The organism is Variovorax sp. FG153 (assembly GCF_057809595.1).
Genome location: NZ_JBMDKG010000015.1, coordinates 92126 through 116966, shown reverse-complemented (window position 1 = coordinate 116966; position 24841 = coordinate 92126). Strand labels below are relative to the sequence as shown.

The following is a 24841-nucleotide window of genomic DNA, read 5'->3' as shown; positions in this document are numbered from 1 at the left end:
CTCCGCGATGACGAACCCTGGCGTGCTCCAGATCCCCTCCATGAAGGACAAGTGCTCCGCCGCCGAATGGCAGGCGCGCATCGACCTCGCCGCCTGCTACCGGCTGGTCGACCTCTACGGCATGTCCGACATGATGGCCAACCACATCTCCTCGCACGTGCCCGGCGAGAAGGGCGCCTTCCTCATCAACCCCTACGGGATGATGTACGAGGAGATCACTGCCTCGAGCCTGATCAAGGTCGACCAGGACGGCAACATCCTGTCCTCGCCCGACTTCGGCGAGCTGAACTACGGCATCAACAAGGCCGGCTATGTGATCCACAGCGCGGTGCATGCCGCACGGCCCGACGTGGCCTGCGTGATCCACACCCACAGCTGGGCCTCGATGGCGGTGTCCTCGCTCGAATGCGGGCTGCTGCCGCTCACGCAGACCGCGATGCGCTTCCTCAAGATCGGCTACCACGACTACCAGGGCGTGGTGCTGAACACCGCCGAGCAGGCCTCGCTGCTCGAAGACCTGGGCGACAGCGAGGCCGTGATCTTCCGCAACCACGGCGCGCTGGTGGTGGGCCGCAGCGTGGGCGAGGCCTTCAACTGGATGCACCGGCTCGAGCTGGCCTGCCGCGCGCAGATCGGCGCGATGTCGTGCAACACGCCGCTCAAGGCCGTGCCGCAGAGCGTGCTCGAGGAGACCTGGAACAACTACCAGCCCGGCACGCGCCGCCCCTACGGGCTCATGGAATGGCCGGCGCTGCTGCGCAAGCTCGACCGCATGGATCCGGGCTTCCGCGACTGAAGCCCCCGCCTCCCCGCCTGCCCCAGAAGAACCAAGACGACTCCCGATGAAAAGAAGACTGTTCCCCGCCGTGCTGGCGCTGCTCGCCGCGGCCATGGCCGTTCCCGCCTTCGCGCAGAAATTCCCGCAGAAGCCCGTCACGCTGGTCGTGCCCTTCGCGCCCGGCGGCAACCTCGACGTGGTCGCGCGCACGCTCGCGCCCGCGCTCGGCCAGATCCTGGGCCAGTCGGTGATCGTGGACAACCGCGCCGGTGCCGGCGGCGCCATTGGCGCGTCCTACGTGGCACGCGCGCAGCCCGACGGCTACACGCTGCTGGTCAGCACGCCCAACGCACTGGTGGTGCTGCCGCTGATGACGAAGACCACCTACGCGCTCGACAACTTCGCGCCCATCGGCCTCGCCGCCACCACGCCGCTGGTGATCGCAGTGCGCGGCCAGGGCCCATACAAGGACATCGAGGGCCTGCTCACCGCCGCGCGCGGCAAGCCGGGCCAGGTCACGGCCGGCCATGCGGGCCCGGGCACCACCAACCACATCGCGCTGCTGCAGCTCGAGCAGGCCGGCAAGCTGAGCCTCAACACGGTTCCCTACAAGGGCTCGGCACCGGCGCTCACCGACCTGCTGGGCGGCCAGATCGACCTGGTGGTGGACCAGCTCACGAGCTCGGCGGCCCACATCCAGTCGGGCATGCTGCGCGCGGTGGCCGTGATGTCGAAGGAACGCGACCCCGCGCTGCCCAACGTGCCGACCCTGCGCGAGGCCGGCCTCAAGGACTTCGACGCCACCACCGCCACCGGCCTGCTCGCGCCGGCCGGCACGCCCGCCGAGGTGGTGCAGGCGCTCAATGCCGCGCTGCGCAAGGCGCTGGCCGACGAGAACGTGAAGCGCCGCCTGATCTCGGTCGGCAGCCCCGGCCAGGCCTCCTCGCCCGAGGAGTGGCTCGCGACGCTCAAGAAGGAAGACGCCGGCGCCCGCCTGCTTGCGAAGAGCGGCAAGCTCAAGGTCGACTGAGGAGGCACGCCGCATGACCCGCCCCTGCCTGCCTCCCCACGAGGCCTTCGCACCCGTGGCCTTCGCGCCGCCGCCCGGCGCCTGCGACAGCCATGCCCACGTCTTCGGTCCCTACGCACGCTTTCCGCTCGCCGAGGACCGCAGCTACACGCCCGCCGAATACCCGGGCGCGGCCTTCATCGCGCACCTCGATCGGCTCGGCCTCGCACGCGGCGTGCTCGTGACCGGCAGCGCGAGCGGCACCGACAACGGCGCGGTGCTCGAAGCCCTGTCGCAGTACCCCGGGCGCCTGCGCGGCATCGCCGTGCCGCGCGCCGACACCGGCGATGCCGAGCTCGACCGCTGGCATGCGGCGGGCATCCGCGGCGTGCGCTTCAACCTGTTCCAGCGCGACGGCCATGCGGTCTACCGCAACGGCGTCGGCATCGAGGTGCTGGAGGCACTCGCGCCGCGCCTCGCCGAACGCGGCTGGCATGCGCAGATCTGGATCCACGCGCCCGACCTGGTCGAGCTCGCGCCGCGCCTGCTGCGCCTGGGCCTGCCGCTGGTGATCGATCACATGGGCCGCATGGCGGCCGCGCGCGGCATCGAGGACCCGGGCTTTCGCACGCTGTGCCGCCTGCTAGCCGACGGCAAGGCCTGGACCAAGATCTCGGGCGCCGACCGCAACACCGGAATGGGCGCGCCCTACGCCGACATCGATCCCTTCGCCGAAGCGCTGCTGCAGGCCAATGCCGAGCGCGTGGTGTGGGGCAGCGACTGGCCGCACATCAACTACTTCGAGGCGCAGCAGGTGCCCGACGACGGCGCCCTGCTGAACCTGCTGGCGCGCTGGCTGCCCGACGCGGCGCAGCGCCGGCGCGTGCTGGTCGACAACCCGGCCGCGCTGTACGACTTTCCCCCGCCCGTGTAGAGCCCACCCACCCCCAGAGGATCACAAGAATGAAACGAGACAAGCCCTCCCTCCTGCCGCGACCGCTCATGGGCCTGGCCGCGGCCCTGCTGCTGGCCGCCGGCCTCGGCGCCGTGCCGCGCGCGCAGGCGCAGGCCGCCTATCCCGCCAAGCCCGTGCGCGTGGTCGTCGCCTTCACCGCGGGCGGCACCACCGACATCCTCGCGCGCGCCGTCACGCAGCAGCTGTCCGAGAAGCTCGGCCAGCCCTTCGTGATCGACAACAAGCCCGGCGGCGGCGGCAACATCGGCACCGAGTTCGTGGTGCGCGCGCCGGCCGACGGCTACACGCTGATCGTCAACTCGGTGGGCCCGATGGCCGTCAACCAGACGCTCTACAAGAACCTGCCCTACGACCCGCTGCGCGACCTCGTGCCCGTGGTGCAGATCGCCGACGTGCCCAACGTGCTGGTGGTGAACCCCGAGGTGCCCGCGAAGACGCTCGAGGAATTCATCGCCTACGCCAAGGCCAACCCGAACAAGCTCAACTACGGCTCGACCGGCATCGGCACCTCCTCGCACCTGTCGAGCTACATGCTCGGCAAGCGCATCGGCGCCGAGACGCTGCACGTGCCCTACAAGGGCGCCAACGCGCTCACCGACCTGCTCGCCGGCCGCATCCAGTTCATGTTCGCGACCATTCCCTCGGTGATCCCGCACATCCGCGCGGGCAAGCTGCGCGCCATCGCGGTCAGCAGCCTCAAGCGCTCGCGCTCGCTGCCCGACGTGCCGACCGTGGCCGAGAAGGGCTTCGGCGACTTCTCGGCCGGCTCCTGGTTCGGCTTCTTCGCGCCCAAGGGCACGCCCGCGCCGGTGATCGCGCTGCTCAACAAATCGGTCAACGACGCGCTGCCCTCGCTCGAAGCGCAGATGATCCGCGAGGGCGCCGACCCGGTGGGCGGCACGCCCGAGCAGTTCGGAAAGTTCACGCGGCAGGAGTACGAGAAATGGAAGAGCATCGTTCGCGAGTCGGGCGCGACGGCCGAATGAGCGGGCCGCTGCGCATCCTCATGACCGAGGCCGCCGCGCGCCAGGCGGGCACGGGCCTGGCCGAGGCGCTGGCCGGCCGGGCGCACGTGGTGGTGGCCGAGGGCGGGGATGCCGACGTGGCCTTCGTCTCGCGCGACGTCACGGGCCTGTCGACCAAGCATGAGCTGCTGCCGCACACCCGGCGCTTCCACGACGCGCTGCGCCATGCACCCTCGCTGCGCTGGGTGCATGCCCATTCCTCGGGCGCCGACCGGCCCGTGTACGGCGAACTGCGCGCGCGCGGCGTCGAGGTCACGACCTCCTCGGGCGCCAATGCGGGCGTGGTGGTGCAGACCGCGCTGGCCGGCGTGCTGATGCTCGCGCGCCGCTTCCCGCAACTGCTCGCGGCGCAGCGCGAGAAGACCTGGGCGCCGCTCGTGGGCAGCGGGCTGCCGCGCGACCTCGCGGGCCAGACCGCGGCGATCGTGGGCTGGGGCCCGATCGGCCAGGGGCTGGGCACGCTGCTGTCGGCGCTCGGACTGCGCGTGGTCTCGGTGCGCAGCAGTGACCATGCAGCGCTGGCGCCCGCCATCGAGAGCGTGCGCTTCGAGGACATCGGCCGGGTGCTGCCGCGTGCCGACTGGCTGCTGCTCGCCTGTCCGCTGACCGAACGCACGCGCGGGCTCGTCGATGCGGCCGCGCTCGCGCTGCTGCCACCGGGCGCGCGGCTCGTGAACGTCGCGCGCGGCGAGGTGGTCGACGAGCCCGCGCTGATCGAGGCGCTGCGCGGCGGCGCGCTCGCCGGGGCCTATCTCGACGTGTTCGCGCACGAGCCGCTGCCCGCCGACTCGCCGCTGTGGTCGCTGCCGAACGTCATCGTCACGCCCCACACGGCCGGCCATTCGGACGGCAACGAGGCGCGCGTGGCCGCCCTCTTCCTCGACAACCTGCGGCGCTGGAACGCCGGCCTTCCTCTGCTGAACCGGGTGGCCTGACCACCCTCTTCATAACAACACCAAGATCCCACGACCATGAAAAGACAAGCCTTCCTCCACACCACCCTCGCGACCCTGCTGTTCGCCGCGGGCACCCTGCCCGCGCTCGCCGCCGACTGGCCGGGCAAGCCCATCACCCTCGTCGTGCCCTTCGTTGCGGGCGGCACCACCGACATCGTCGCGCGCACCGTGGGCCAGAAGCTGTCGGAATCGCTCAAGCAGCCGGTGATCGTCGACAACCGCGGCGGCGCGGGCGGCACCGTGGGCGCGACCCTCGCGGCCAAGGCGCCGGCCGACGGCTACACGCTGTTCCTCGCCACCATCGCGCATGCGATCGCGCCGGGCCTCTACAAGAAGCTGGCCTACGACTTCCAGCGCGACTTCGACCCGGTGGCGCTGGTGGCCTCCACGCCCAACGTGCTGATCGTCAACGACAAGGTGCCCGCGAAGACCGTGGCCGAACTCGTGGCCTACATCAAGGCCAATCCCGGCAAGGTCAACTTCGGCTCGGCCGGCAACGGCAGCACCGAGCACATCTCGGGCGAGCTGTTCCGCGCGATGACGAAGACCGAGATCGTGCACGTGCCCTACAAGGGCGGCGCGCCGATGATGGCCGACCTGATGGGCGGCCAGATCCAGATGGCGATCGAGACCAGCCCCTCGGCCTCGCCGCACATCAAGGCCGGCAAGGTGCATGCGCTGGCCGTCACCACCAGGGCGCGTTCGCCCGCCTACCCCGGCGTACCCACGCTCGACGAAGCCGGCCTCAAGGGCTACGACATGACGACCTGGTTCGCGCTGATGGCACCGCACGGCACGCCGCCCGAGATCGTGCAGCGGCTCAATGTCGAGCTCGCGCGCGCACTGCAGCAACCCGATGTCGTGAAGCGCTTCGAAGAACAGGGCGTGACGGCCGGCCACATGAAGCCGGCCGAGCTCGCGGCCTTCATCGGCAGCGAGACCACCAAGTGGGTCAAGGTGGCGAAGGAATCGGGCGCGACGGCCGAATAGCCCACGGCTCGTGTGAACGGGTCGGACATCGCCCTACGGTCAGGGCGGAAACCCGCTTGCGGCCGCGGCGGGCGATGTCTGCAGAATGGGCGCCCATGCACGTCGGAAAAAAAGCCCCGCTCCTCTTTCTTGCCCTCGGTCTCCTCGCCAGCCTCCTCGCCTCCGCCCAGTCCCCCGTCTCGCCCGCCCCGGCCGCCACCGATCCGCGCATCGAAGCGCTGATCGCGCGCATGACGGTCGAGGAGAAGGTCGGCCAGTTGAGCCTCTACGGCCCGGCCGACACCAACATCCCCGGCAACCCGCAGGCCAACCGGCGCAATGCGCAACTCGAGGCCGACGAGGTGCGCGCGGGCCGCGTGACCGGCCTCTTCAACAACGAGGGCCTGACGCGCAAGCGCGAGCTGCAGCGCATCGCGGTCCAGGAATCGCGCCTGGGCATTCCGCTGATCTTCGGCGCCGACGTGATTCACGGCTTTCGCACCATCTTCCCGATGCCGCTGGCCGAGGCCGCGAGCTGGGAACCCGCGCTGGCCGAGCGCACCGCGCGCGCGGCCGCGGTCGAGGCCAGCGCCGACGGCTTCCGCTGGACCTTCGCGCCCATGGTCGACATCGCGCGCGATGCGCGCTGGGGCCGCGGCATCGAGGGCGTGGGCGAGGACCCGCTGCTCGCGAGCCGCTTCGCCGCCGCGCGCGTGCGCGGCTTCCAGGGCGACGACCTGTCGCGCGCCGATGCGCTGCTCGCCACGCCCAAGCATTTCGCGGGCTACGGCGCGGCCGAGGGCGGGCTCGACTACAACACCGTCGACATCTCCGAGCGCACGCTGCGCGAGGTCTACCTGCCGCCATTCCGCGCCGCGCTCGACGCGGGCGCGCTGTCGCTGATGAGCGGCTTCCACGAGATCTCGGGCATTCCCTCGACCGCCAACCCGGCCCTGCTGACCGGCGTGCTGCGCGGCGAGTGGGGCTTCCGCGGCTTCGTGGTGTCGGACTACACGGCCGACGAGGAGCTGATCGCGCACGGCTACGCGGCCAACGGCCGCGAGGCCGCGAAGCAGGCCTTCCTCGCGGGCACCGACATGAGCATGCAGAGCGGCCTCTACATGCGCGAGCTGCCGGGCCTGGTGGCCGCGGGCGAGGTGCCGATGGCGCGGCTCGACGACGCGGTGCGCCGCGTGCTGTACGCCAAGCTCAGGCTGGGCCTGTTCGACCAGCCGATGCGCGGCCTCGACGGCCCGCCGGCCGCGCAGCGCGCCGAGGACCCGGCCTTCATCGCGCTGGCGCGAGAGAGCGCGCGCCGCTCGATCGTGATGCTGAAGAACGAGGGCGCGCTGCTGCCGCTCGCGAAGACCGGCACCAAGGTCGCGCTGATCGGCCCCTTCGCCTCGGGCACGCAGGACCTGCTGGGTGCCTGGAGCCTGTTCCCGGGCCAGAGCGCGCCGGTGGGCATCGACCAGGGCCTGCGCGCCGCGCTCGGCGACGCGGCGTCGCTCACGGTCACGCGCGGCTCGAACGTCGAGTCGCTGCTGCCCGGCGGCATCGAGGCCGCGGTGGCCGCGGCGCGCCAGGCCGACGTGGTGGTGCTGGCCATCGGCGAAGGCGAGCGCATGTCGGGCGAGTCGCGCTCGCGCGCCGACATCGGCCTGCCGCTGGTGCAGCAGGCGCTGGCCGAGGCGGTCGCGGCCACCGGCAAGCCGATCGTCGTGCTCTTGAGCAACGGCCGCGCGATGGCGCTGCCGCCGGTGGTGCGCGATGCGCGCGCGATCCTCGTGACCTGGTTCCTCGGCGTGCAGACCGGCCACGCGATCGCCGACGTGCTGTTCGGCGACTTCAACCCCTCGGGCCGGCTGCCGGTGAGCTTTCCGCAGGCGGCGGGACAGGTGCCCTACTACTACGCCCACAAGCGCACCGGCCGGCCGCTGCCGAGCGACGCGCCCGGCACCGCCTTCAAGACGCGCTACATCGAGACCCCCAACGAGGCGCTCTATCCCTTCGGCTTCGGCCTGGGCTTCGCGCCGGTGCGCTACGACGGCGTCGCGCTCGACAGCGAACGGTTGTCCATGGCCGACGGCACGCTGCGCGTGCGCGCCACCGTCACCAACACCGGCCAGCGCGAGGCCGAGGAGGTGGTGCAGCTCTACATCGCGCAGCGCACCGCGAGCGTGACGCGGCCGGTGCGCGAGCTCAAGGACTTCCGCAAGCTGCGCATCGCGCCCGGTGCCTCGGTGCAGGTCGAGTTCGCGCTGCGCGCGGCCGACCTGGCCTTCATCGGCCGCGACCTGCGGCCCACCGTGGAGCCCGGCGACTTCGACCTGTGGGTGTCGCCCTCGGCCGTGGGCGGGCTGCACGCGCGCTTCGCGCTGGTGCCTTGAAGCTCAGCCGCGCGGCGGCAGGAACGACAGGTCCACGTGGTAGCGCTTCGGATTCGCGGGATCGACGTAGACCGCGATCCGGCGCCCGCTCAGGTGCCGCGTGGGATCGAACCAGATGTTGGCGCTGCGGAACTGCCGCAGCTCGCGCCCGAAGCCGGCGCGCGCCTCGACGATGGCGCGGTAGGGATGCCGGCCGTTGACCTGGAACGTGGTGTTGAGCTCGACCTCGCGCAGCTCGGCATCGATGCGCTGGCCGTGCTGCAGCAGCCAGGCCGCGCGCTTCGCATTGCGCTCGCCGACGAACAGGATGCCGCCGCCCACGCCCGCGAACATCAGGCCCAGCAGCGTGAGCAGCCACTTGGCCTCGTTGGGCACCACGATCGCGATGACCAGCAGGCCCAGGCCGACGGCGATGAAGATCCACTTGAGCAGCGTCAGCGACGTGTTGTGCATGAGGGGTACGGCGGGTTGCGGGGAGACCGCTGCGTTATAGCAGGGCCTCCTCTCCACCCGCGCCCTCAGTCGAACACGCCCGTGAGCGCCACGCGCGTCACCACGCCCGAGCTGCTCGCGCCCACGCCGAGCGTGACGCTGTAGCGGCCGTCCTGCGAGGTGTGGCGCAGCGAGCCGCCGATCGCGCTCTCGCTGCGGTAGTTGCCCAGGCCCACCGCGTAGCTGATCTTGCCGGGCACCATCGGCGCGGCCTCCATCGCGGCCACGCTGGCGATGCCGGCGTAGGCACGGCGGGCCGTGTCGTCGATCTGGCCCTGCAGGCGGCTGGCCGTGAGGTCGGTGTAGGCCTTGCCGATCGGCAGGCCCTGCGCGGCCACGGTGTCGGTGTAGGCATTGGCCTGGCTCACGCCCTCCTTCACCATGCCCTGCACCTGGCCGACGTTGGTGGCGTCGGTGGGCGCGCTGCCCGGGGCCACGCCGGTGATCTGGCGGTTGCCCAGCGCCACCTCGCCCAGCGACGACTGCACGCCGGCCATGCCGATGGCGGTGTAGTTGGCGAGCGCGCCGCGCGTGGTCGCGCTGCCGGCACCGAGCGCCACGCTGTTCGCATGGTTCACGGTCGCGCCGTTGCCGATCGCCACGCCCGAGTCCTCGAAGGCCTGCGCATTGGTGCCGATGGCCAGCGCGTTGTCGGCACTGGCGCGCGCGCCGGCGCCGATCGAGGCGGTCTGGTTCGCGCTCACGTAGGCGCCCGAGCCCGAGCCGATCGCGATGTTGTCGTTGCCGCGCACGTGCTGGCCCGCGCTGTTGCCCTGCGCGAGGTTCGAGTTGCCGCTGACCGCCTGGCCCGCCATCGTGCCCGAGGACAGGTTGTTGCTGCCCTGCACGCCGCCGCCCGCGGCCTGGCCGGTGGCGATGTTGTTGTTGCCCGAGACGCCCGCGCCGGCCTGCATGCCCGAGGCCTGGTTGCCCACGCCCGTGACGCCCGCGCCCGAGCCCTGGCCCATCGACAGGTTGTTGCTGCCGTTGACGTTGTTGCCCGCGCCCGTGCCGTAGGCCTGGTTGCCGTTGCCCTTGACGTTGCTGCCGGCACCGGTGCCGTAGGCCTCGTTGTCGTTGCCGGTCACGTTCTGGCCGGCGTTCTGGCCGGTCGCGTCGTTGCGGCTGCCGGTGACGTTCGAGCCGGCCGCGTAGCCGGTCGAGTTGTTGTAGTCACCGGTCACGTTCTGGCCCGAGCTGCGGCCCATGGTCTGGTTCCAGCCGCCGTTGACGTTGGTGCCCGCGTAGTAGCCGATCGCCTGGTTGGCGTTCTTGCCCGACACGTTGCTGCCCGCGCCCTCGCCGATGGCCAGGTTCCAGTTGGTGCCGACGTTGTTGCCCGCGCCCTCGCCGAGCGACACGTTGTTGCTGCCCGTCACGTTGCTGCCGGCATTGGTGCCGATGCCGGTGTTGTCGCTGCCCGTGACCTTGTTGCCGGCGCCGTTGCCCATGGCGTTGTTGTTGCTGCCGGTCACCGTCATGCCGGCGTTGGTGCCGGTGGCGTTGTTGTCGCTGCCGGTCACGCCGCTGCCGGCATGGAAGCCGGTGGCGTTGTTGTGGTCGCCGGTGACGTTGTCGCCCGCGCTGCGGCCGATCGACTGGTTCCAGCCGCCCTTGACGTTCTGGCCCGACTCGAAGCCGATGCCCACGTTGGCATTGCCGCCCGACACGTTGGTGCCGGCGTTGTTGCCGATCGCGAGGTTCCAGTTGGTGCTGACGTTGTTGCCGGCGCCCAGGCCGATCGAGATGTCGCTGGTGCCGGTGACGTTGCTGCCGGCGCCCTGCCCGATGGCCTGGTTGGTGGAACCGGTCACGTTGTTGCCGGCGTTCTGGCCGATGGCCTGGTTGCCGCTGCCGTTGACCGTCTTGCCCGCGCCCTCGCCGATCGCCTGGTTGTTGCTGCCGGTGACGCCGGTGCCGGCACCGGTGCCGATCCCGAGGTTGGCCTTGGCCGGGTCCCAGACCACAGGCACCGTCTGCGCCAGGGCCGGGCCGCAGATCGCGGCCAGGGCGAGCGATGCGCCGAGCAGGCTCGCGCCGCGCGGCATGCGCTTGTTCTTCTTCATGGTGTTTCTCCTCGTCGGTTGGAAGGCGCGCTCAGCCCTGCAGGTGCATCGCCATCGCCGGATCGCTCACGCCGGGCTTGCCGGTCTCGACCCGGCCCGCGAAGCGGCGCACCACGTTGTCGGCGGTCACGGTGAAGTCGTACCAGTGGCCGCTGTCCTTGAGCTCCCAGTGCAGCGTGCCCATGTCGCCCTTCGGCGCCTTGAGGGTCCAGGGACCGTCGGTGCGGTAGGCATTCGACTGCACGGTCACCGTGCCGTCGGCGCTGCCGTTGTTGTGCACCTTCACGTAGACATTGCCGGCCGCCGGGTCGTAGCAGACCTGCACCTCGGGCTTGAAGGCGGCCGAGTTCGAGGCCATCGCGTCGCCGCTGAAGCTGCGCACGAAGCCGTTGGTGCCGTAGACCCAGAGCTCGTACTTGCCGCCATCGGTGGCGCCGGTGTCCCAGTAGTCCTGCAGCTGCTTGCCGGCTTCCACCGTGTAGCGGCGCGGGATGCGGTCCAGGTGCAGCTTGTCGTAGACGTGGAACACCGCGCCCTGCTCGCCGGTGTTGCTGAAGATCAGCGAGACCAGGCCGCGCGCCTCGACGCGCGCGCTGGTGTGCAGCTCGTAGGGCAGCGCGCGCGAGAAGCGCGTGCCGGTCTCCTGGAACAGCGGCTTCGCGGGGCTGGGAGCCTTGGTGATGACGCCGGTGTTGCCCAGCGCCTTCTGCGCCAGGTTGATCGCGGGGTAGCCGCTGGTGTCGGGCAGCTTGGGCACCACCGGGTCGTTCGGGCTCACGAAGTCGAAGCAGCTCGTGAGGTCGCCGCAGACCGCGCGGTGCCAGGGGCTGATGGCGTCGATCGTGATGCCGAAGCGCTTCTCGAGGAAACGGCCCATCGAGGTGTGGTCGAACACCTGCGAGTTGACCCAGCCGCCCTTGCTCCACGGCGACACCACGTACATCGGCACGCGCGAGCTCAGGCCCCAGGGGCGGATCTTTCCGCTCACGGTGTCGGCGGCGGTGAGGTAGCTGCCGACCGAGGCGTCGAAGTACTCGCCGTCCAGCGGCACGGTGGACTTGCCCATCAGGTTGCCGTTGGCGTCGTACGAAGGCACCGCGGGCATCGCGAGGTGGTCGAAGAAGCCGTCGTTCTCGTCGAAGGTCACGAACAGCGCCGTCTTGCTCCAGACCGCGGGGTTCGAGGTCAGCGCGCCCAGCACGTCGGCGATGAAGTCGGCCGCGCCGGCCACGCCCTCGCTGCTGCCCGGGTGCTCGGCCAGCGCCTGCGTGGGCAGCACCCACGAGACCTGCGGCAGGGTGTCGTTCATCACGTCCTGCTTGAGCTGGGCCAGGAAGTTGGTGGCGCCGTCGGCCGCGGCGGGGCCGCCTGTGAGGCCGTGCTGGTAGATCGGCGAGCCGGGCTGCGCGGTGCGGAAGCTCTGGAAGGCCAGGCAGCCGTTCATGGCGCCGGTCCAGTTGTTGTTCATGTTCTGGTAGATGTGCCAGCTGATGCCGTTCTTCTGCAGCACGTCGGGCAGCGTGTCCCACTTGAACGCGTTGTTGACGTACTTGTAGTTGTAGGCGCCCGTGGTCGGGTCCTTCTGGCCGGTGCCGTCGGTCTCCTGCGCGCGGCCAGCGACCCAGTTCGACGGGCTCGGCCAGCAGCGCGAGTTGACGGGTTCCGAATCGGTGTCGGTGCTGTTGATGCCTTTCTTGCGCAGCTCGGGATTGAAGTTGGAACCCGACCAGAACACGATGCGGTTGGGATCGGTGCCCGTGAGGATCGAGCAGTGATAGCCGTCGCAGATCGTGAAGGCATCGGCCAGCGCGAACTGGAACGGGATGTCCTCGCGCAGGTAGTAGCCCATCGTCACCTGGTTCTTGAACTGGATCCAGCGGTCCATCTTCCCCTGCGCCCAGGCCGCCTGCTGGTCGGGAAAGTTGTGCGGAGCGCCCGAGCCGATCAGCGCGTTGGCGATCGTGGAGTCGCGGCGGAAGGGCTGGATCTCGGGCGCGCCGGCGGTCACGTCGGGCTGGAAGAACACCGACTTGCCGTTGGCCAGCGGGATCGGGAAGCGGTCGCCGAAGCCGCGCACGCCCTTCAGGGTGCCGAAGTAGTGGTCGAAGCTGCGGTTCTCCTGCATCAGGATCACGATGTGCTTGATGTCCTGGATGGTGCCGGTGTCGACGGCGGCCTCGACCGCCAGTGCCTTGCGGATCACGGGCGGGAGCATGGTGAGGGCCGAGGCCGCGCCGATGGCGCCGGCCGACTTGCGGAAGAAATCGCGACGGGAGGGGGTGTTCATGGGAGGTTCTTTCAACGCGGGGGCGAAGGGATGTCGGGACGAAGGCGCGGGCTCAGGGCGCGCACTTGAGCGCGGGCTGGGCCGGCGGGTTGCCGTTGCCGTTGTTGTTGCCGTCGCCGGCCGGCGGGGTCTGGCCCGGCGGCAGGAACGGCAGGCCGCCGCCCCCACCACCGCCGCCGCCGCAGGCGGCGAGGCTCAGGCACAGGAGAAGGCCTGCCGCAGCGAGGCCGTACCGGGAAGATGCTGTTTTCATGAGGGTTCCTTTTCGGATCGAGGGAGATGGGAGACGAAGGCGCGGCCGAGGCCGCTCCGCGCGGCGGACGGGCCGCGCGAGAGTTCGGACGAGAGGCGGGGAAAGGAAGCGGGCGCCGCGCACGCGGTGCCCGCTCGGACTCAGGGCTCAGCCATAGCGGCTGCGCAGCCGGGCGGCGACGCGGTCGAGCACCAGCACGGTCAGGAAGATCGCGATCAGGATCGTGCCGACGTGCGCGTAGTTGTACATGTCGTAGCGGCCCTTGAGCTCCTGGCCGATGCCGCCCGCGCCGACCAGGCCGACCACGGTGGCCATGCGCACGTTGCGGTCGAGCACGTAGAGCGTGTAGGCGATGAACTGCGGCATCACCTGCGGCAGCACCGCGAAGCGCATCACCTTGAGCTTGCTGGCGCCAATGGCGCGCAGCGCCTCCTGCGGCTTGTCGTCGGCGGTCTCGATGTCCTCGGCGTAGAACTTGCCGAGAAAGCCCGCCGAATGCAGCGCGAGGGCCAGCACGCCGGCGATCGGGCCGAAGCCGTAGGCCAGCACCAGGAACAGCGCGCTCACCAGCTCGGGCACCGCGCGGAACAGGCCGACCACGCTGCGCGCGAGGCCGTAGGCCAGGCGGTTGGGCGCGTAGTTCCTCGCGCTGCACCAGGCCAGCGGCGCGCTCAGCACGATCGCGATCAGCGTGGCCCAGACCGCGATCTCGAAGGTCTCGAGCATCTTCACCGCCACGTGCCACAGGTAGCCCAGCGGCTCGACCAGCACCTCGCGGCGCTCGACGCGGTCTTCCATCTGCAGGGTCTGGGGATTGAGCTTGGGCTCGTGCGTCTCGATCGTCTCGACGCGCGAGAACCAGGGCAGCCGGTTGCGGTCGAAGCCCTCGATGCGCGCGACCTCGGTCTGCTCGGAGATCTGCGGCGGGAACAGCGAGCGCGCGATCGAGCCCAGCCCCGAGAGCACCTGCGAGTCGTCGCGCAGGCCCACCGCGGCGAGCACGCCCTCGCCGGTCAGCGAGAGCATGCGGCCCAGTTCCACGCGCTGGCCCGCGAAGAAGCCCGCCACGAGTACCAGCAGCAGCACGAGCAGCGTGCGCGTGCCGAAGGGCCGCGGCAGGTCCCAGGCCGAGGCCGGGCGCGACGCACGCGCCTCGGGGGTCGTCGGGATCGTGTTCATCGCGCGAGCTCCAGGGCACCGGCATGCAGCGGCAGCGCCGCCTCGGGCTCGCCGGCCGGCGACGGCCGGGCCGCGGGGGCCGCATCGTCGCGGCCATAGATCGCATCGAAGACCTGCGGCTGGAACATCCGCGGCGCGCCGTCGAACACCACCACGCCGCGACGCAAGGCCACGATGCGGTCGGCGAACTCGCAGGCCAGTTCGACCTGGTGCAGGCTGCACAGCACCGTGGTGCCGCGCTCGCGCGCCTGCCGGCGCAGCAGCGACAGCACGTCATGGCTGGTCTGCGGATCGAGGCTGGCCACCGGCTCGTCGGCCAGCACCAGCGGCGGATCGAGCATGAAGGCGCGCGCGATGCCCACGCGCTGCTGCTGGCCGCCCGAGAGCTCGCTCACGCGGCGCAGCAGGTGCTCCTCGCCCAGGCCCACCGACTCGACCAGTTCGCAGGCCTTGCGCCGCTGCGCGTCGGTGAACAGGCCGAGTAAAGCGCGCCAGGTGCCCAGGGCCGGCAAGGCGCCGGCGAGCACGTTCTCGGCCACGCTCGAGCGCAGCACCAGGTTGAACTGCTGGTGGATCATGCCGATGCGCGGACGCACGCGCGCCAGCGAGCCCGCCGCGATGCGCACGCCCTCGACCCGCACCGTGCCCTGCGTGGGCACGACCAGGCCGTTGGCGGTGCGCAAGAGGGTCGACTTGCCCGCGCCCGAGGCGCCCAGCACCACGCAGAACTGGCCCGCCGGCACCTCGAGCGAGACGCCGCCGAGCGCGCGCGTGCCGTCGGGGTGGCGCATGGCGACCGATTCGAACTGCAGCATGGGCGTGCTTCCGGCGGCGGACTCTGCGGCGTGCGTGCGATCGCCGGCGATCAACGCTCGGCCGCCTTGGCGAGGATGCGGCCCTTGAGGTCGTCGGTCAGCAGGCCCAGCTTCTCGGCGGCGACGTTGAACTCCTCCTCGGAGAACCTGGTGTCGTAGCCGTCGATCTTGCCGCCGCCGTAGCCGCGGATCATGTCGGGCGTGACGCCGGGGGCCTTGTTCACGGTCTGGAAGGCGTCCTTGAGCTTGGTCTTCAGCGCCTCGGGCAGCTTGGAGTTCAGCGCCAGCGGCGGATAGGGAATGGCCATGCTCTTGGCGATCACCTTGATGGTCTTCGGATCGGCCGCGCCCTGCTTGACCGCCTTCTCGTACGAGTCGAACGAGAGCGAGGCCACGTCGACCTGGTCCTGCACCAGCGCCGCCAGGCTGCTGGCGTGGCTGCCGGTCATGCGGATCGCCGACAGGTCCTTGGCCGGGTCCATGCCGGCGTCGAGCAGCATCGCGACCTGGAAGGTGAAGCTCGAGGCCGAGTTCACGTCGCCGAAGGCCACGCGCTTGCCCTTGAGGTCCTTGATCGAAGCGATCGGGGCGTTGGCCTTGGCGAACATGCCGGCGTAGTAGACCGAGGCGCCCTTCTCCACGCCCACGGCCAGCAGCTGCGCGCAGCCGCGCTTGTGGGCCTGCACGTACGACACCGGGCCGAAGAAGGCGATGTCGGCGAGCTGGTTGCACATGCCCTCGACCACGGCGCCATAGGACTGGCCGACCTTGAGGTCGAAGTTCAGGCCGGTGCTGCGCGTGATGGCGTTGAACACCGGCGCGTAGTCGGCCTTGGTGCCCGACTCGGTGCCGCCGTCGGCGGGAATCAGCAGCACGCGCAGCGGATGTTCGCGCGAGCCGTCGGCCACGGACTGGGCATGGGACGGGAGGGCCAGCAGCGTGCTGAACGAGACCGCGGCGGCGGCGATGGCCAGGAGTTTCTTCATGATCGATTCCTTCGGTTCGGGGGCGTTTCTCGGGCGAGTGCCTCGCTCGGTTGCGTTGAACTTTAGAAGTCGAAGATGACAAGCAAATGAAATAAGCTCATTTGAAAATTAGCAATCAACTGAGCAATGTTCAATACAATCCCGCCCCACGGCCAGGACACCCCGCTCCCCCGATGGCCCGAACCGGAGATCCATGAAGAACATCGCATCCAAGACCCGGGCGCCGGGAGGCCCCGCGGCAGCGGACCTGGCACCGCTCGCGCAGGCGCGCCACCTGCTGCTCGACCTCGACGGCACGCTGGTGCGCCAGAACGAGGCCATCGACGGCGCGGCCGAGCTGCTCGAGCGTTTCGAGGGCCGCTTCGCGATCGTGTCGAACAACTCGACCCACACCGCCCAGGGCCTCGCGCTGCGGCTGCGCCGGCTCGGCCTGCGCGCGCCGCCCGAGCGCATCGTGCTGGCCGGCGAGCTCGCCGTGAGCCTGCTCGCGCGCCAGCACCCCACGGCGCGGCTGATGGTGGTGGGCACGCCCGCCTTGCAGCGCCATGCGCGCGCGCTCGGCTTCCGGCTGGTCGCGTCCGAGGCCGAATTCGTGCTGCTCGCGCTCGACATGCGCTTCAGCCATGCCCGGCTCGGCGCGGTGGCCAACGAGCTGCTGCGCGGCGCGCGGCTGGTGGTCACGAACGCCGACGCCACCCATCCGGGCCCGCATGGCCGCGTGGTACCCGAGACCGGCTCGCTGCTCGCGGCCGTGCTCACGGCCAGCGGCGCGCAGCCCTGGCGCATCGTCGGCAAGCCCGAGCCGCTGCTGTTCGAGGAGGGCCTGCGCTGCCTGGGCGCCGAGCCCGCGAGCACGGTGGTGATCGGCGACAACCCGGCCACCGATGCCGCGGGCGCCGCGCGGCTGGGCATGGCCTGCCTGCTGGTCGGCACCGCGCCCGAGGCGGTGGCGCCCTCGGTCGCCGGCCTGCTGCATGCGCGCGCCACGGCCGAGGTGACCGCCCTGCCCGCGCGGCCGACCGAGCGCAGCCGCCTCAGTACCGCTTGAGCGACAGCACGTCGAAGGTCTGGCGCAGCGTGCGCACCGAGGTGTCGTAGTCCGACAGCGCCAGGCAGGCGATCAGCACGTCGATGATCGCGAGCTGCGCGAGCCGGCTGGTCATGGCCTCGGTGCGGAAGTTGGTCTCGCGCGCCATGGTGAACAGCAGCACGTCGGCGAAGGCCTGGATCGGCGACTTGCCGAAGTTGGTGATGCACACGGTCGAGGCGCCGGCCTCCTTGGCCAGCCGCGTCGCGGTCACGGTCTCGTGCGTGCTGCCCGAGTGCGAGATGGTCAGCACCGCCACCCGCGAGTCGGTGAGCGAGGCGCTGATCGCCTGCACGTGCGAATCGACCACCACCTTCGCGTTGAGGCCGATGCGCAGCATGCGGTAGTGCGCGTCCTCGGCGATGGTGGCGGAGCTGCCGATACCGTAGATCTCGATGCGCTCGGCATCGCGCAGCAGCTTCACCGCGCGCTCCATCGAACCGGCGTCGAGCGTGGCCTGCGTGTCGTGCAGGGTCTGCACGTTGCTCTGGAAGATCTTGCGGATCACCGCGTCGGCCGCGTCCTGCGGATCGAGGTCCTCGTGGATGAACTGCACCGGCCGCACGATCTCCTGCGCGAGCGCGATCTTGATCTGCTGGAAGCCGGTGGCGCCGAGGTTCTTGCACAGGCCGACGATGCTGCCTTCGCTCGAGCCGGTGCGCTCGGCCACCTCGCTGACCGACATGTGGACCACCTCGCGCGGATTCTTCACGATGAAGTCGGCGATGCGCTGGCCCACCGGGCCGAGCGAGGACCAGAGGGTCTCGATGCGCGCGAGCACCGCGAACACCGGGGCGCCACCGGAGGCATCGGCGGCCGAGGCCTTGCCGTTGGGCGCGGGGGTGACGCTGGTGGACTTGGCGGTGGAGTTGCGCTTCATGGGCGGCGAGCTTACCCGCGCTCGATGGCGGTTTCGCGCATCCCTCAGTCGAGGCCGTGGAAGCTGCTGTCGTCGGGGCCGATGTGCGAGGGCGGCGTCCAGGCCGCGTCGCGCATCGAGCGGCTCACCAGTTTGTCCACGCCCAGCAGCGTGGCGAAGATCGCCATGCGCACCGGGATGCCGTTGTCGGTCTGGCGGAAGATCGCCAGCCGCGGATCGTTGTCGAGGTCGGTGCTCAAGTCGTGCGAGCCCGGGCGGCCGTCGCGCGGCAGCGGATGCATCAGCACCACGTCCTTCCGGCACGAAGCATCGACCAGCGCGCGGTCGATCGCGAAGGCCTGGTCGAAGCCCTCCAGCACCTCGTCGTGCGCGAAGCGCTCCTTCTGGATGCGCGTCGCGTAGACCACGTCGGCGCCGGCCAGCGCCCGCGCCGGCGCGGTGGCGGTCTCCACCACATGGCCGTTGCGGCTCACCAGCGCCACGATCTCCGCCGGCATCGCGAGCTGCGGCGGCGCGACCAGCGTGAACTTCAGGCCGCGGTACAGCGCGAGCAGCTTGATCAGCGAATGCACCGTGCGGCCGTACTTGAGGTCGCCGACCATCGCGACATGCGCGCCGTCGACCAGCTTGCCCAGGCGCGAGAACTCGCGCTGGATGGTGTAGAGGTCGAGCAGCGCCTGGCTCGGATGCTCGCCCGGGCCGTCGCCGCCGTTGATGACCGGCACGTTGGTGGCGCGCGCGAATTCGGCGACCGAGCCCTGCTCGGGATGGCGCACCACGATCGCGTCGGCATAGCCGCTGATCACGCGGCTGGTGTCGCGGATCGATTCGCCCTTGGCCATCGAGGAGAAGGTGAAGCCCGTCGTGTCGCAGACCGAGCCGCCGAGCCGGCAGAAGGCCGCGCCGAAGCTCACGCGCGTGCGCGTGCTGGCCTCGAAGAACAGGTTGGCCAGCACCGCGCCCTCGAGCACGCGGCTGACCTTGCGGCGGCGCGCGATCGGCTGCATCACGTCGGCGAGCCGGAACAGCTCATCGATGGCCTCGCGGTCGAACTGGGCCACCGACAGCAGGTGCTGCGCACCGTCGACATGGAGCGACCGGCGCAGCGCGCCATCCTGTGCGCTCTGCGTATATTCTCTGGGCCGCCCATTGGAGGCCAGGATCTCGCTCACGAAGCGCCGCGCGACTTCGGGCATGGCCCGGAATTCGTTCGACTCGTCGGGCAGCAGCCAGGCATCGAGCGCCCTTCTCCGGCTGCCGATGCGCTCGGCGAAGGCGTCGCGCGTCATGTTGAGCTGACGCATCGCGTCGCGGAGGAGCACCTGTTGCGGCATGTTCATGGGCCGCGAGTTTATACGCAATGCGTATATTTCGACAACGCCGTGGAAAAAAGCTGCTCGCCTTCGCTGCGCAGCAGCGTCACCAGCCGCCGCGCCGCGGGCGACAGATAGCCCTCCTTGCGGTAGGTGACACCCAAGTGGCGGCGCAGCGTGGTTTCCTTGAGCGGCACCTCGCGCAGCGTGCCCTCGCGCCCCGCCGCGCCCAGCGTGTGGCGCGACAGGAAGCTCAGCAGGTCGGTGCGCGAGATCAGCCGCGGCAGCAGCGGGATCGAGTTGGCGTTGACCTGCACGGTCGGCAGCGGCAGCCCGCGCGACTGGAAGGTCGCATCGAGCCACTGGCGGCTGGGAATGGGATCGGCCGGCAGCACCCAGCGCCATTGCAGCAGGGCCTTCATCGTGGGCCGCGGCATGTCGAACACCGGGTGCTGCGGACTGGCCGCGACCACCACCACGTCCTCGACGATCGAATGCGTGACGAAGGCCGGGTCGTGCTCGGGCATGAGGCCGATCAGCAGGTCGATGGCGCCTTCGCGCAGCCGCTCGCGCAGCGCCATGCTGGGCGCGACGGTGATGTCGATGCGCGTGTCGCCGGCCTCGGCCAGCAGCAGGTTGCAGACCTCGGGCAGCACGTGCTCCGCGGCGATGGGGCCGCTGCCGATGCGCACGTGGCCCGCGTTGCCCTTGGCGAAATCGCTGACCTCGCGCAACGCCTCCTCGGTGGCGCCGCGCAGCAGCCGCGCGCGCGCCAGCAGCACCTCGCCCACGGCGGTGAGCTGTATGCCGCGGCCCTTGCGCTCGAACAGCGCGCTGCCGAAGGCTTCCTCGAGCCGCTGCACGGCCTTGGTGAGCGCGGGCTGGGTGCGGCCGAGCTTGTCGGCGGCCTGGCCCAGATGGCCCGCGTCGGCCACCGCCTCGAAGTACTTCAGGTCGCGCAGCTGGATGTCCATTCATAGCTCCGAGGAATCATTGAATGAACATTATCGATTGGACGGAATGAGTTGGGCTTTCGAGAATCCGCCCCGCATCGCAAGGAGACCCATGAAGCCCACCGTCCTGGTGACCGCGCCGCGCCTGGCCAAGGCCGGCACCGACCTGCTCGCCGCGGCCGGCGCGCGCATCCTCTACCTCACGCACGCGGACAGCGCCGAGGAGGTCGAACGCCTGATGGCCAGCGAACCCGTCGACGCGGTCGTCTCGCGCACCGTGCCGCTGTCGGCGCGGGCCATCGCCGCCTGTCCCACGCTGAAGGTGGTCTCGAAGCACGGCGTGGGCGTGAGCAACATCGACGTCGAGGCCGCCACGGCGCGCGGCATCCCGGTCTACGTCACGCCCGGCGCCAACGCGCCCTCGGTGGCGGAGATGACGCTGGGCCTGATGCTCGCCGCCGCGCGCCGCATCGGCTGGATGGACCGCGAGCTGCACGAGGGCCGCTGGTCGCGTGCGCAGGACGGCGTCGAGCTGCAGGGCCGGACCCTGGGCCTGGTCGGCTTCGGCCAGGTCGGCCAGCGCGTGGCGCGCGTGGGCCTGGCGCTGGGCATGCGGGTGGCCGCGTTCGATCCCGCGATCGGCGAAGGCGCGGCCCCGGTGGCCGGCGTGCGCATGCTGCCCTCGGTCGAGGCGCTGCTGCCGCTGAGCGAGGTGCTGAGCCTGCACGTGCCGCTCAACCGCCGCACGCACCGGATGCTGGGCGCGGCGCAGCTCGCGGCCCTGCCGCGCGGCGCGATCCTCGTCAACACGGCGCGCGGCGAGGTGGTCGACGAGGCCGCGCTCGTCGACGCGCTGCGCAGCGGCCACCTGCACGCCGCCGGCCTCGACACGATGGCCGACGAGCCGCTGCCCGCGCACAGCCCGCTGGCGGCCCTGCCCAACGTGGTGCTCACGCCGCACGTCGGCGGCTCCACGCCGGCCGCGCTCGCGGCCATGGCCGAAGGCGCCGCGCGCAACGTGCTCGGCTGGCTGCAGGGCCGTCCCGCCGATCCCTCGGCCTGCGTGAACCCGCAGGTCCTTTCCTCCTCCATCCCCGCCCACGGAGTCAACGCATGACCACGCCCCTTTCCTGGCCGCCCGGCTACCGCATCAACCCACGCGCCGCAGGCCCCGATGCCGCCATCGTCGATGCCTTTCGCGCGCTGCCCGTGGCCGCCATCGGCGACGTGATGAGCCGCCACATCGGCACCGTCGGCCTGCGCCAGTACCACGCGCGGCTCGACACTGTGCTGTGCGGCCCGGCCGTCACCGTGCGCGTGCGGCCCGGCGACAACCTGATGATCCACAAGGCGCTGACGATGGTCGCGCCGGGCGACGTGCTGGTCGTCGACGGCGGCGCCGACCTCACGCAGGCGCTGGTCGGCGGGCTGATGCGCACCACCTGCATCGCGCGACAGCTGGCCGGCCTGGTCATCGACGGCGCGGTGCGCGACCTGTGCGAGTGGGCCGGGGACGGCATGCCGATCTTCGCGCGCGGCCACACGCACCGCGGCCCGAGCAAGGACGGCCCGGGCGAGGTGAACGTGCCCGTTTCGTGCGCGGGCCTGGTCGTGCTGCCGGGCGACCTGGTGGTGGGCGATGCCGACGGCGTCATCGCCGTGCCGGCCGCCGAAGCCGCGAGCGTGCTCGAGAAGACGCGCGCGCACCTGGCCCGCGAGGCGGCAATCCGCGAGGCCAACCGCGCCGGCACCGCCGATCCCGAGCGCTTCGACGCCGTGCTGCGCGCCAAGGGCCTGCCGGTCTGAGCCCCGCCCCCGCCGAGAGAGCCACGAGAACCCAAGGAGACAAGACATGGACCGAAGAAATTTCCTGCAGGCCACCACCCTCGCCGCGCTGGCCCCGGCCGCCGGCATGGCGCGCGCGCAGAACGACTGGCCGCAGAAGCCGCTGCGGCTGGTGGTGCCCTTCACGCCGGGCGGCGGCACCGACGCCACCTCGCGCCTGATCGCCGAGCGGCTCACCGTGCTCGAGCGCTGGACGGTCGTCATCGACAACAAGCCGGGCGCCGCCGGCAACATCGGCCTCGACGCCGTGGCCAAGGCCGCGCCCGACGGCTACACCATCGGCATGGGGCAGACCTCGAACCTCACGATCAACCCCTGGCTCTATCCGAAGATGCCCTTCGACGCCTTGAAGGACTTCACGCCCATCGCCGAAGTGGCGGCGCAGCCCGTGGTGCTGGCGGTGCGCGCCGACTCGCCGCTGCGCACCCTGGCCGACTTCGTCAAGGCCGCCAAGGCCAGGCCGGGCCAGTTCAGCATCGCGCAGGCCGGCAGCGGCACGGTCGGCCACCTGGCCGGCGAGATGCTCGCGCGCCGCGCGGGCCTCCAGGTGCTGCAGGTGCCGTACAAGGGCGCGGGCCCGGCCATGACCGACCTGCTGGGCGGACAGATCGGCCTGTATTTCGGCAGCAGCGTGTCGGTGATGCCGCAGCTCTCGGGCGGCAAGGCGCGCGCGCTGGCCGTCACCTCGGCGCAGCGGCTGCCCGCGCTGCCCGACGTGCCCACGGTGGCCGAGCAGGGCTTCCCGGGTTTCGAGGCGACGACCTGGGTCGGGCTGGTCGGTCCGGCCGGACTGCCCGCCGACGTGGTGGCGCGCCTCAACGCCGCCGTGGTGAAGGTGGTGGCGCGCAAGGAGGTGCAGGACAAGCTCGCGCTGGAAGGCAGCGTCCCCGTCACCGGCACGCCGCAGCAGTTCGATGCCTACATCCGCGCCGAGCACGCCAAGTGGGGCGCGCTGATCCGCGACGCCGGCATCAAGCTGGACTGAAGCGCATGGACCGGATCGACTGCGCCGTGATCGGCGCCGGCGTGGTGGGCCTCGCGATCGCGCGCTCGCTCGCGCTGGCCGGGCGCGAGGTGGTGATCCTCGAGGCCGAGCACGCCATCGGCACGCACACCAGCGCGCGCAACTCGGAGGTGATCCATGCGGGTCTCTCGTACGCGCCGGGCTCGCTCAAGGGAAGGCTGTGCGTGGCCGGCAAGGCCGCGCTGTACGCCTATTGCGCCGAGCGCGGCATCGGCCACCGGCGCATCGGCAAGCTGATCGTGGCGGTGGAGGACGCCGAGCTGCCCGAGCTCGACAACTACCTGAAGCTGGGCGCGGCGCACGGCGTGACCGACCTGCGCCTCATCGGCGCGGCCGAGGCGCGCGAGATGGAACCCGAGGTGGCGTGCGTGGGCGCGCTGCATTCGCCCTCGACCGGCATCGTCGACAGCCACGCGCTGATGCTGTCGTACCTGGGCGATGCGGAACGCGCGGGCGCCGCGCTCGCATTGCACAGCCGCGTGCTGGCCGCGCGCCCGACCGCGGACGGCATCGTGCTCGACGTGGGCGGCGCCGAGGAGACGAGCGTGTTGTGCGGCACGGTGGTGAACGCCGCCGGCCTGGGTGCGCAGGCGGTCGCCTCGCGCATCGAGGGCATGCCGGCCGAACGGGTGCCGCCGCTGTACCACGCGATCGGCCACTACTTCTCGCTCGCGCGGCCGTCGCCGTTCCGCCATCTCGTGTACCCGGCGGGGCGCGATGGCGCATTGCGCGCGCACGTGACGCTGGACCTCGGCGGCCAGTGCCGGTTCGGCCCCGACCTGGGCTGGCGCGACGGCGTCGACTACGGCTTCGATGCCTCGCGCGAAGCGGTCTTCTATCCCGCGGTGCGCCGCTACTACCCCGGCCTGCGCGACGGCGAGCTGCAGCCCGGCTACACCGGCATCCGCCCGCGCCTCGCGGGACCGGGCTCGTCGATGCACAACACGGCGACGGACTTCGTGATCCAGACGCCGCGGGTGCACGGGATACCCGGACTGGTCAACCTGTTCGGCATCGAGTCGCCGGGGCTGACCGCTTCGCTCGCGCTGGGCGTGCACGTGGCGGGGCTGGTGTCGGCGATGGGCTAGACAAAAAAAACGGGCCCGAAGGCCCGTTCCTGTCGGCACCCGAGGTGCCATGGCTGCGGCGCTGGCTCACAGGCCGGCTTGGCGCGTGAACGACACGCTGGGCTTCTTGTAGGCTTGCGGCACTTCGTCGCGGTAGAAGGCGCGGCGGTCCAGGCTTTGCAGCGGATCGTGGGCCTTGGCAACGGCTTCGGCACGGACGGCCGAGCGATCGGCGGTCGAGCTGAAGGGTTGCGCACCGGCGGTGGCACCTTCGCTGTAGGCGTCGCCGGCACGGGCGGCGGCCACGGCTTGCGATTCGACTTCGGCACGCGAGACGGTGGAGTGCACGGTGTGGACGCCGTCATAGGTTTCGGCATGTGCGCCGGTGGCGGCAAGCAGGGCAACGGCAACGGCGGCGAGGATCTTCGAGGCGGTCATTTGGTATCTCCTTCAGGTTGAACGGTGGTTTGTCCGTGAGGAGAAGTTTGATC

Annotated in this window: 23 protein-coding genes; 12 read left to right on the top strand and 11 right to left on the bottom strand. The window is 71.0% G+C overall.

Features of this window, described 5'->3' with window-relative positions; genetic code table 11:
• The first annotated feature begins 7 nt into the window (after positions 1-7).
• The 7 genes from ACODT0_RS18205 (at position 8) to ACODT0_RS18175 (ending at position 8103) form a co-directional block, all read left to right on the top strand.
• On the top strand, positions 8-796 hold the full coding sequence (locus tag ACODT0_RS18205; RefSeq protein WP_489041913.1) for a class II aldolase/adducin family protein: 789 nt from the start codon (positions 8-10) through the stop codon (positions 794-796).
• Positions 797-842: 46 nt separating this feature from the next.
• Positions 843-1808, top strand: a complete 966-nt coding sequence (locus tag ACODT0_RS18200) for a tripartite tricarboxylate transporter substrate binding protein (protein ID WP_057598145.1) — start codon at positions 843-845, stop codon at positions 1806-1808.
• A gap of 13 nt (positions 1809-1821) precedes the next feature.
• Entirely contained in the window at positions 1822-2721 is a 900-nt protein-coding gene (locus tag ACODT0_RS18195; protein ID WP_489041912.1) for an amidohydrolase family protein, read from the top strand.
• Between the two features lie 68 nt (positions 2722-2789).
• Positions 2790-3749 (top strand): Bug family tripartite tricarboxylate transporter substrate binding protein, encoded by a 960-nt coding sequence (locus ACODT0_RS18190; RefSeq protein WP_489041933.1) that lies wholly within the window; start codon positions 2790-2792, stop codon positions 3747-3749.
• Positions 3746-4723, top strand: a complete 978-nt coding sequence (locus ACODT0_RS18185; RefSeq protein WP_489041911.1) for a D-2-hydroxyacid dehydrogenase — start codon at positions 3746-3748, stop codon at positions 4721-4723. The genes ACODT0_RS18190 and ACODT0_RS18185 overlap by 4 nt, the downstream gene beginning before the upstream one ends.
• Positions 4724-4759: 36 nt before the next feature.
• Positions 4760-5734: a tripartite tricarboxylate transporter substrate binding protein gene (locus tag ACODT0_RS18180; protein WP_489041910.1), complete on the top strand. Its 975-nt coding sequence runs from the start codon at positions 4760-4762 to the stop codon at positions 5732-5734.
• A 95-nt stretch (positions 5735-5829) separates the two neighbouring features.
• Entirely contained in the window at positions 5830-8103 is a 2274-nt protein-coding gene (locus ACODT0_RS18175) for a glycoside hydrolase family 3 N-terminal domain-containing protein (protein ID WP_489041909.1), read from the top strand.
• Positions 8104-8106: 3 nt separating this feature from the next.
• On the opposite strand, the gene ACODT0_RS18170 is transcribed toward ACODT0_RS18175, so the two are convergent.
• From ACODT0_RS18170 to ACODT0_RS18140, 7 genes are all read right to left on the bottom strand, one after another.
• Positions 8107-8556, bottom strand: coding sequence for a DUF3592 domain-containing protein (locus tag ACODT0_RS18170; protein ID WP_489041908.1), 450 nt, complete (start codon positions 8554-8556; stop codon positions 8107-8109).
• Positions 8557-8621: 65 nt separating this feature from the next.
• Complete coding sequence (locus ACODT0_RS18165; RefSeq protein WP_489041907.1) at positions 8622-10661, bottom strand: YadA family autotransporter adhesin; 2040 nt, start codon at positions 10659-10661, stop codon at positions 8622-8624.
• Positions 10662-10692: 31 nt separating this feature from the next.
• Entirely contained in the window at positions 10693-12948 is a 2256-nt protein-coding gene (locus ACODT0_RS18160) for a phosphocholine-specific phospholipase C (protein WP_261207165.1), read from the bottom strand.
• Between the two features lie 52 nt (positions 12949-13000).
• Entirely contained in the window at positions 13001-13201 is a 201-nt protein-coding gene (locus ACODT0_RS18155; protein ID WP_057598534.1) for a hypothetical protein, read from the bottom strand.
• A gap of 147 nt (positions 13202-13348) precedes the next feature.
• A complete protein-coding gene (gene phnE, locus ACODT0_RS18150) occupies positions 13349-14380 on the bottom strand; it encodes a phosphonate ABC transporter, permease protein PhnE (RefSeq protein WP_296736979.1) in 1032 nt (343 codons plus the stop codon).
• Positions 14377-15195: a phosphonate ABC transporter ATP-binding protein gene (locus ACODT0_RS18145; protein ID WP_082321850.1), complete on the bottom strand. Its 819-nt coding sequence runs from the start codon at positions 15193-15195 to the stop codon at positions 14377-14379. Before ACODT0_RS18145 ends, phnE begins: the two co-directional genes overlap by 4 nt.
• Positions 15196-15245: 50 nt before the next feature.
• Entirely contained in the window at positions 15246-16181 is a 936-nt protein-coding gene (locus ACODT0_RS18140) for a phosphate/phosphite/phosphonate ABC transporter substrate-binding protein (RefSeq protein ID WP_489041906.1), read from the bottom strand.
• Positions 16182-16374: 193 nt separating this feature from the next.
• Here ACODT0_RS18140 and ACODT0_RS18135 point away from each other — a divergent pair, with 193 nt between their 5' ends.
• Positions 16375-17229, top strand: a complete 855-nt coding sequence (locus tag ACODT0_RS18135; RefSeq protein ID WP_296736983.1) for an HAD-IIA family hydrolase — start codon at positions 16375-16377, stop codon at positions 17227-17229.
• Here ACODT0_RS18135 and ACODT0_RS18130 read toward each other — a convergent pair.
• The 3 genes from ACODT0_RS18130 to ACODT0_RS18120 are packed head-to-tail and all read right to left on the bottom strand — an operon-like array spanning position 17216 to position 20435.
• Positions 17216-18148: a MurR/RpiR family transcriptional regulator gene (locus ACODT0_RS18130; protein ID WP_261207153.1), complete on the bottom strand. Its 933-nt coding sequence runs from the start codon at positions 18146-18148 to the stop codon at positions 17216-17218. The genes ACODT0_RS18135 and ACODT0_RS18130 overlap by 14 nt on opposite strands.
• Before the next feature lie 44 nt (positions 18149-18192).
• A complete protein-coding gene (locus tag ACODT0_RS18125) occupies positions 18193-19488 on the bottom strand; it encodes an aspartate carbamoyltransferase (protein ID WP_489041905.1) in 1296 nt (431 codons plus the stop codon).
• A gap of 11 nt (positions 19489-19499) precedes the next feature.
• On the bottom strand, positions 19500-20435 hold the full coding sequence (locus ACODT0_RS18120) for a LysR family transcriptional regulator (RefSeq protein WP_057593116.1): 936 nt from the start codon (positions 20433-20435) through the stop codon (positions 19500-19502).
• A gap of 91 nt (positions 20436-20526) precedes the next feature.
• On the opposite strand from ACODT0_RS18120, the gene ACODT0_RS18115 reads away from it, so the two are divergent.
• Genes ACODT0_RS18115 through ACODT0_RS18100 form a run of 4 tightly spaced genes read left to right on the top strand, consistent with a single transcriptional unit; the run spans position 20527 to position 24371 of the window.
• Positions 20527-21531: a hydroxyacid dehydrogenase gene (locus ACODT0_RS18115; protein WP_489041904.1), complete on the top strand. Its 1005-nt coding sequence runs from the start codon at positions 20527-20529 to the stop codon at positions 21529-21531.
• Positions 21528-22220 (top strand): RraA family protein, encoded by a 693-nt coding sequence (locus ACODT0_RS18110; protein WP_413763177.1) that lies wholly within the window; start codon positions 21528-21530, stop codon positions 22218-22220. Before ACODT0_RS18115 ends, ACODT0_RS18110 begins: the two co-directional genes overlap by 4 nt.
• A gap of 46 nt (positions 22221-22266) precedes the next feature.
• Positions 22267-23244, top strand: a complete 978-nt coding sequence (locus tag ACODT0_RS18105) for a Bug family tripartite tricarboxylate transporter substrate binding protein (protein ID WP_489041903.1) — start codon at positions 22267-22269, stop codon at positions 23242-23244.
• A gap of 5 nt (positions 23245-23249) precedes the next feature.
• Complete coding sequence (locus ACODT0_RS18100) at positions 23250-24371, top strand: NAD(P)/FAD-dependent oxidoreductase (RefSeq protein WP_489041902.1); 1122 nt, start codon at positions 23250-23252, stop codon at positions 24369-24371.
• 66 nt (positions 24372-24437) lie between these two features.
• Here the strand turns inward: ACODT0_RS18100 and ACODT0_RS18095 are convergent, their stop codons facing one another.
• Positions 24438-24788, bottom strand: a complete 351-nt coding sequence (locus tag ACODT0_RS18095) for a hypothetical protein (protein WP_057593112.1) — start codon at positions 24786-24788, stop codon at positions 24438-24440.
• Positions 24789-24841 lie beyond the last annotated feature (53 nt).

What these genes read in the sequence shown, in the direction of transcription:
- ACODT0_RS18180 (WP_489041910.1), top strand. Translation starts at nt 4,760, where the DNA reads ATGAAAAGACAAGCCTTCCTCCACACCACCCTCGCGACCCTGCTGTTC.
- ACODT0_RS18170 (WP_489041908.1), bottom strand. Translation starts at nt 8,556, where the DNA reads ATGCACAACACGTCGCTGACGCTGCTCAAGTGGATCTTCATCGCCGTC.
- ACODT0_RS18160 (WP_261207165.1), bottom strand. Translation starts at nt 12,948, where the DNA reads ATGAACACCCCCTCCCGTCGCGATTTCTTCCGCAAGTCGGCCGGCGCC.
- ACODT0_RS18120 (WP_057593116.1), bottom strand. Translation starts at nt 20,435, where the DNA reads ATGGACATCCAGCTGCGCGACCTGAAGTACTTCGAGGCGGTGGCCGAC.
- ACODT0_RS18195 (WP_489041912.1), top strand. Translation starts at nt 1,822, where the DNA reads ATGACCCGCCCCTGCCTGCCTCCCCACGAGGCCTTCGCACCCGTGGCC.
- ACODT0_RS18095 (WP_057593112.1), bottom strand. Translation starts at nt 24,788, where the DNA reads ATGACCGCCTCGAAGATCCTCGCCGCCGTTGCCGTTGCCCTGCTTGCC.
- ACODT0_RS18145 (WP_082321850.1), bottom strand. Translation starts at nt 15,195, where the DNA reads ATGCTGCAGTTCGAATCGGTCGCCATGCGCCACCCCGACGGCACGCGC.
- ACODT0_RS18100 (WP_489041902.1), top strand. Translation starts at nt 23,250, where the DNA reads ATGGACCGGATCGACTGCGCCGTGATCGGCGCCGGCGTGGTGGGCCTC.
- ACODT0_RS18205 (WP_489041913.1), top strand. Translation starts at nt 8, where the DNA reads ATGACGAACCCTGGCGTGCTCCAGATCCCCTCCATGAAGGACAAGTGC.
- ACODT0_RS18185 (WP_489041911.1), top strand. Translation starts at nt 3,746, where the DNA reads ATGAGCGGGCCGCTGCGCATCCTCATGACCGAGGCCGCCGCGCGCCAG.
- ACODT0_RS18115 (WP_489041904.1), top strand. Translation starts at nt 20,527, where the DNA reads ATGAAGCCCACCGTCCTGGTGACCGCGCCGCGCCTGGCCAAGGCCGGC.
- ACODT0_RS18200 (WP_057598145.1), top strand. Translation starts at nt 843, where the DNA reads ATGAAAAGAAGACTGTTCCCCGCCGTGCTGGCGCTGCTCGCCGCGGCC.
- ACODT0_RS18165 (WP_489041907.1), bottom strand. Translation starts at nt 10,661, where the DNA reads ATGAAGAAGAACAAGCGCATGCCGCGCGGCGCGAGCCTGCTCGGCGCA.
- ACODT0_RS18125 (WP_489041905.1), bottom strand. Translation starts at nt 19,488, where the DNA reads ATGAACATGCCGCAACAGGTGCTCCTCCGCGACGCGATGCGTCAGCTC.
- ACODT0_RS18175 (WP_489041909.1), top strand. Translation starts at nt 5,830, where the DNA reads ATGCACGTCGGAAAAAAAGCCCCGCTCCTCTTTCTTGCCCTCGGTCTC.
- ACODT0_RS18105 (WP_489041903.1), top strand. Translation starts at nt 22,267, where the DNA reads ATGGACCGAAGAAATTTCCTGCAGGCCACCACCCTCGCCGCGCTGGCC.
- ACODT0_RS18135 (WP_296736983.1), top strand. Translation starts at nt 16,375, where the DNA reads ATGAAGAACATCGCATCCAAGACCCGGGCGCCGGGAGGCCCCGCGGCA.
- ACODT0_RS18130 (WP_261207153.1), bottom strand. Translation starts at nt 18,148, where the DNA reads ATGAAGCGCAACTCCACCGCCAAGTCCACCAGCGTCACCCCCGCGCCC.
- ACODT0_RS18190 (WP_489041933.1), top strand. Translation starts at nt 2,790, where the DNA reads ATGGGCCTGGCCGCGGCCCTGCTGCTGGCCGCCGGCCTCGGCGCCGTG.
- phnE (WP_296736979.1), bottom strand. Translation starts at nt 14,380, where the DNA reads ATGAACACGATCCCGACGACCCCCGAGGCGCGTGCGTCGCGCCCGGCC.
- ACODT0_RS18155 (WP_057598534.1), bottom strand. Translation starts at nt 13,201, where the DNA reads ATGAAAACAGCATCTTCCCGGTACGGCCTCGCTGCGGCAGGCCTTCTC.
- ACODT0_RS18140 (WP_489041906.1), bottom strand. Translation starts at nt 16,181, where the DNA reads ATGAAGAAACTCCTGGCCATCGCCGCCGCCGCGGTCTCGTTCAGCACG.
- ACODT0_RS18110 (WP_413763177.1), top strand. Translation starts at nt 21,528, where the DNA reads ATGACCACGCCCCTTTCCTGGCCGCCCGGCTACCGCATCAACCCACGC.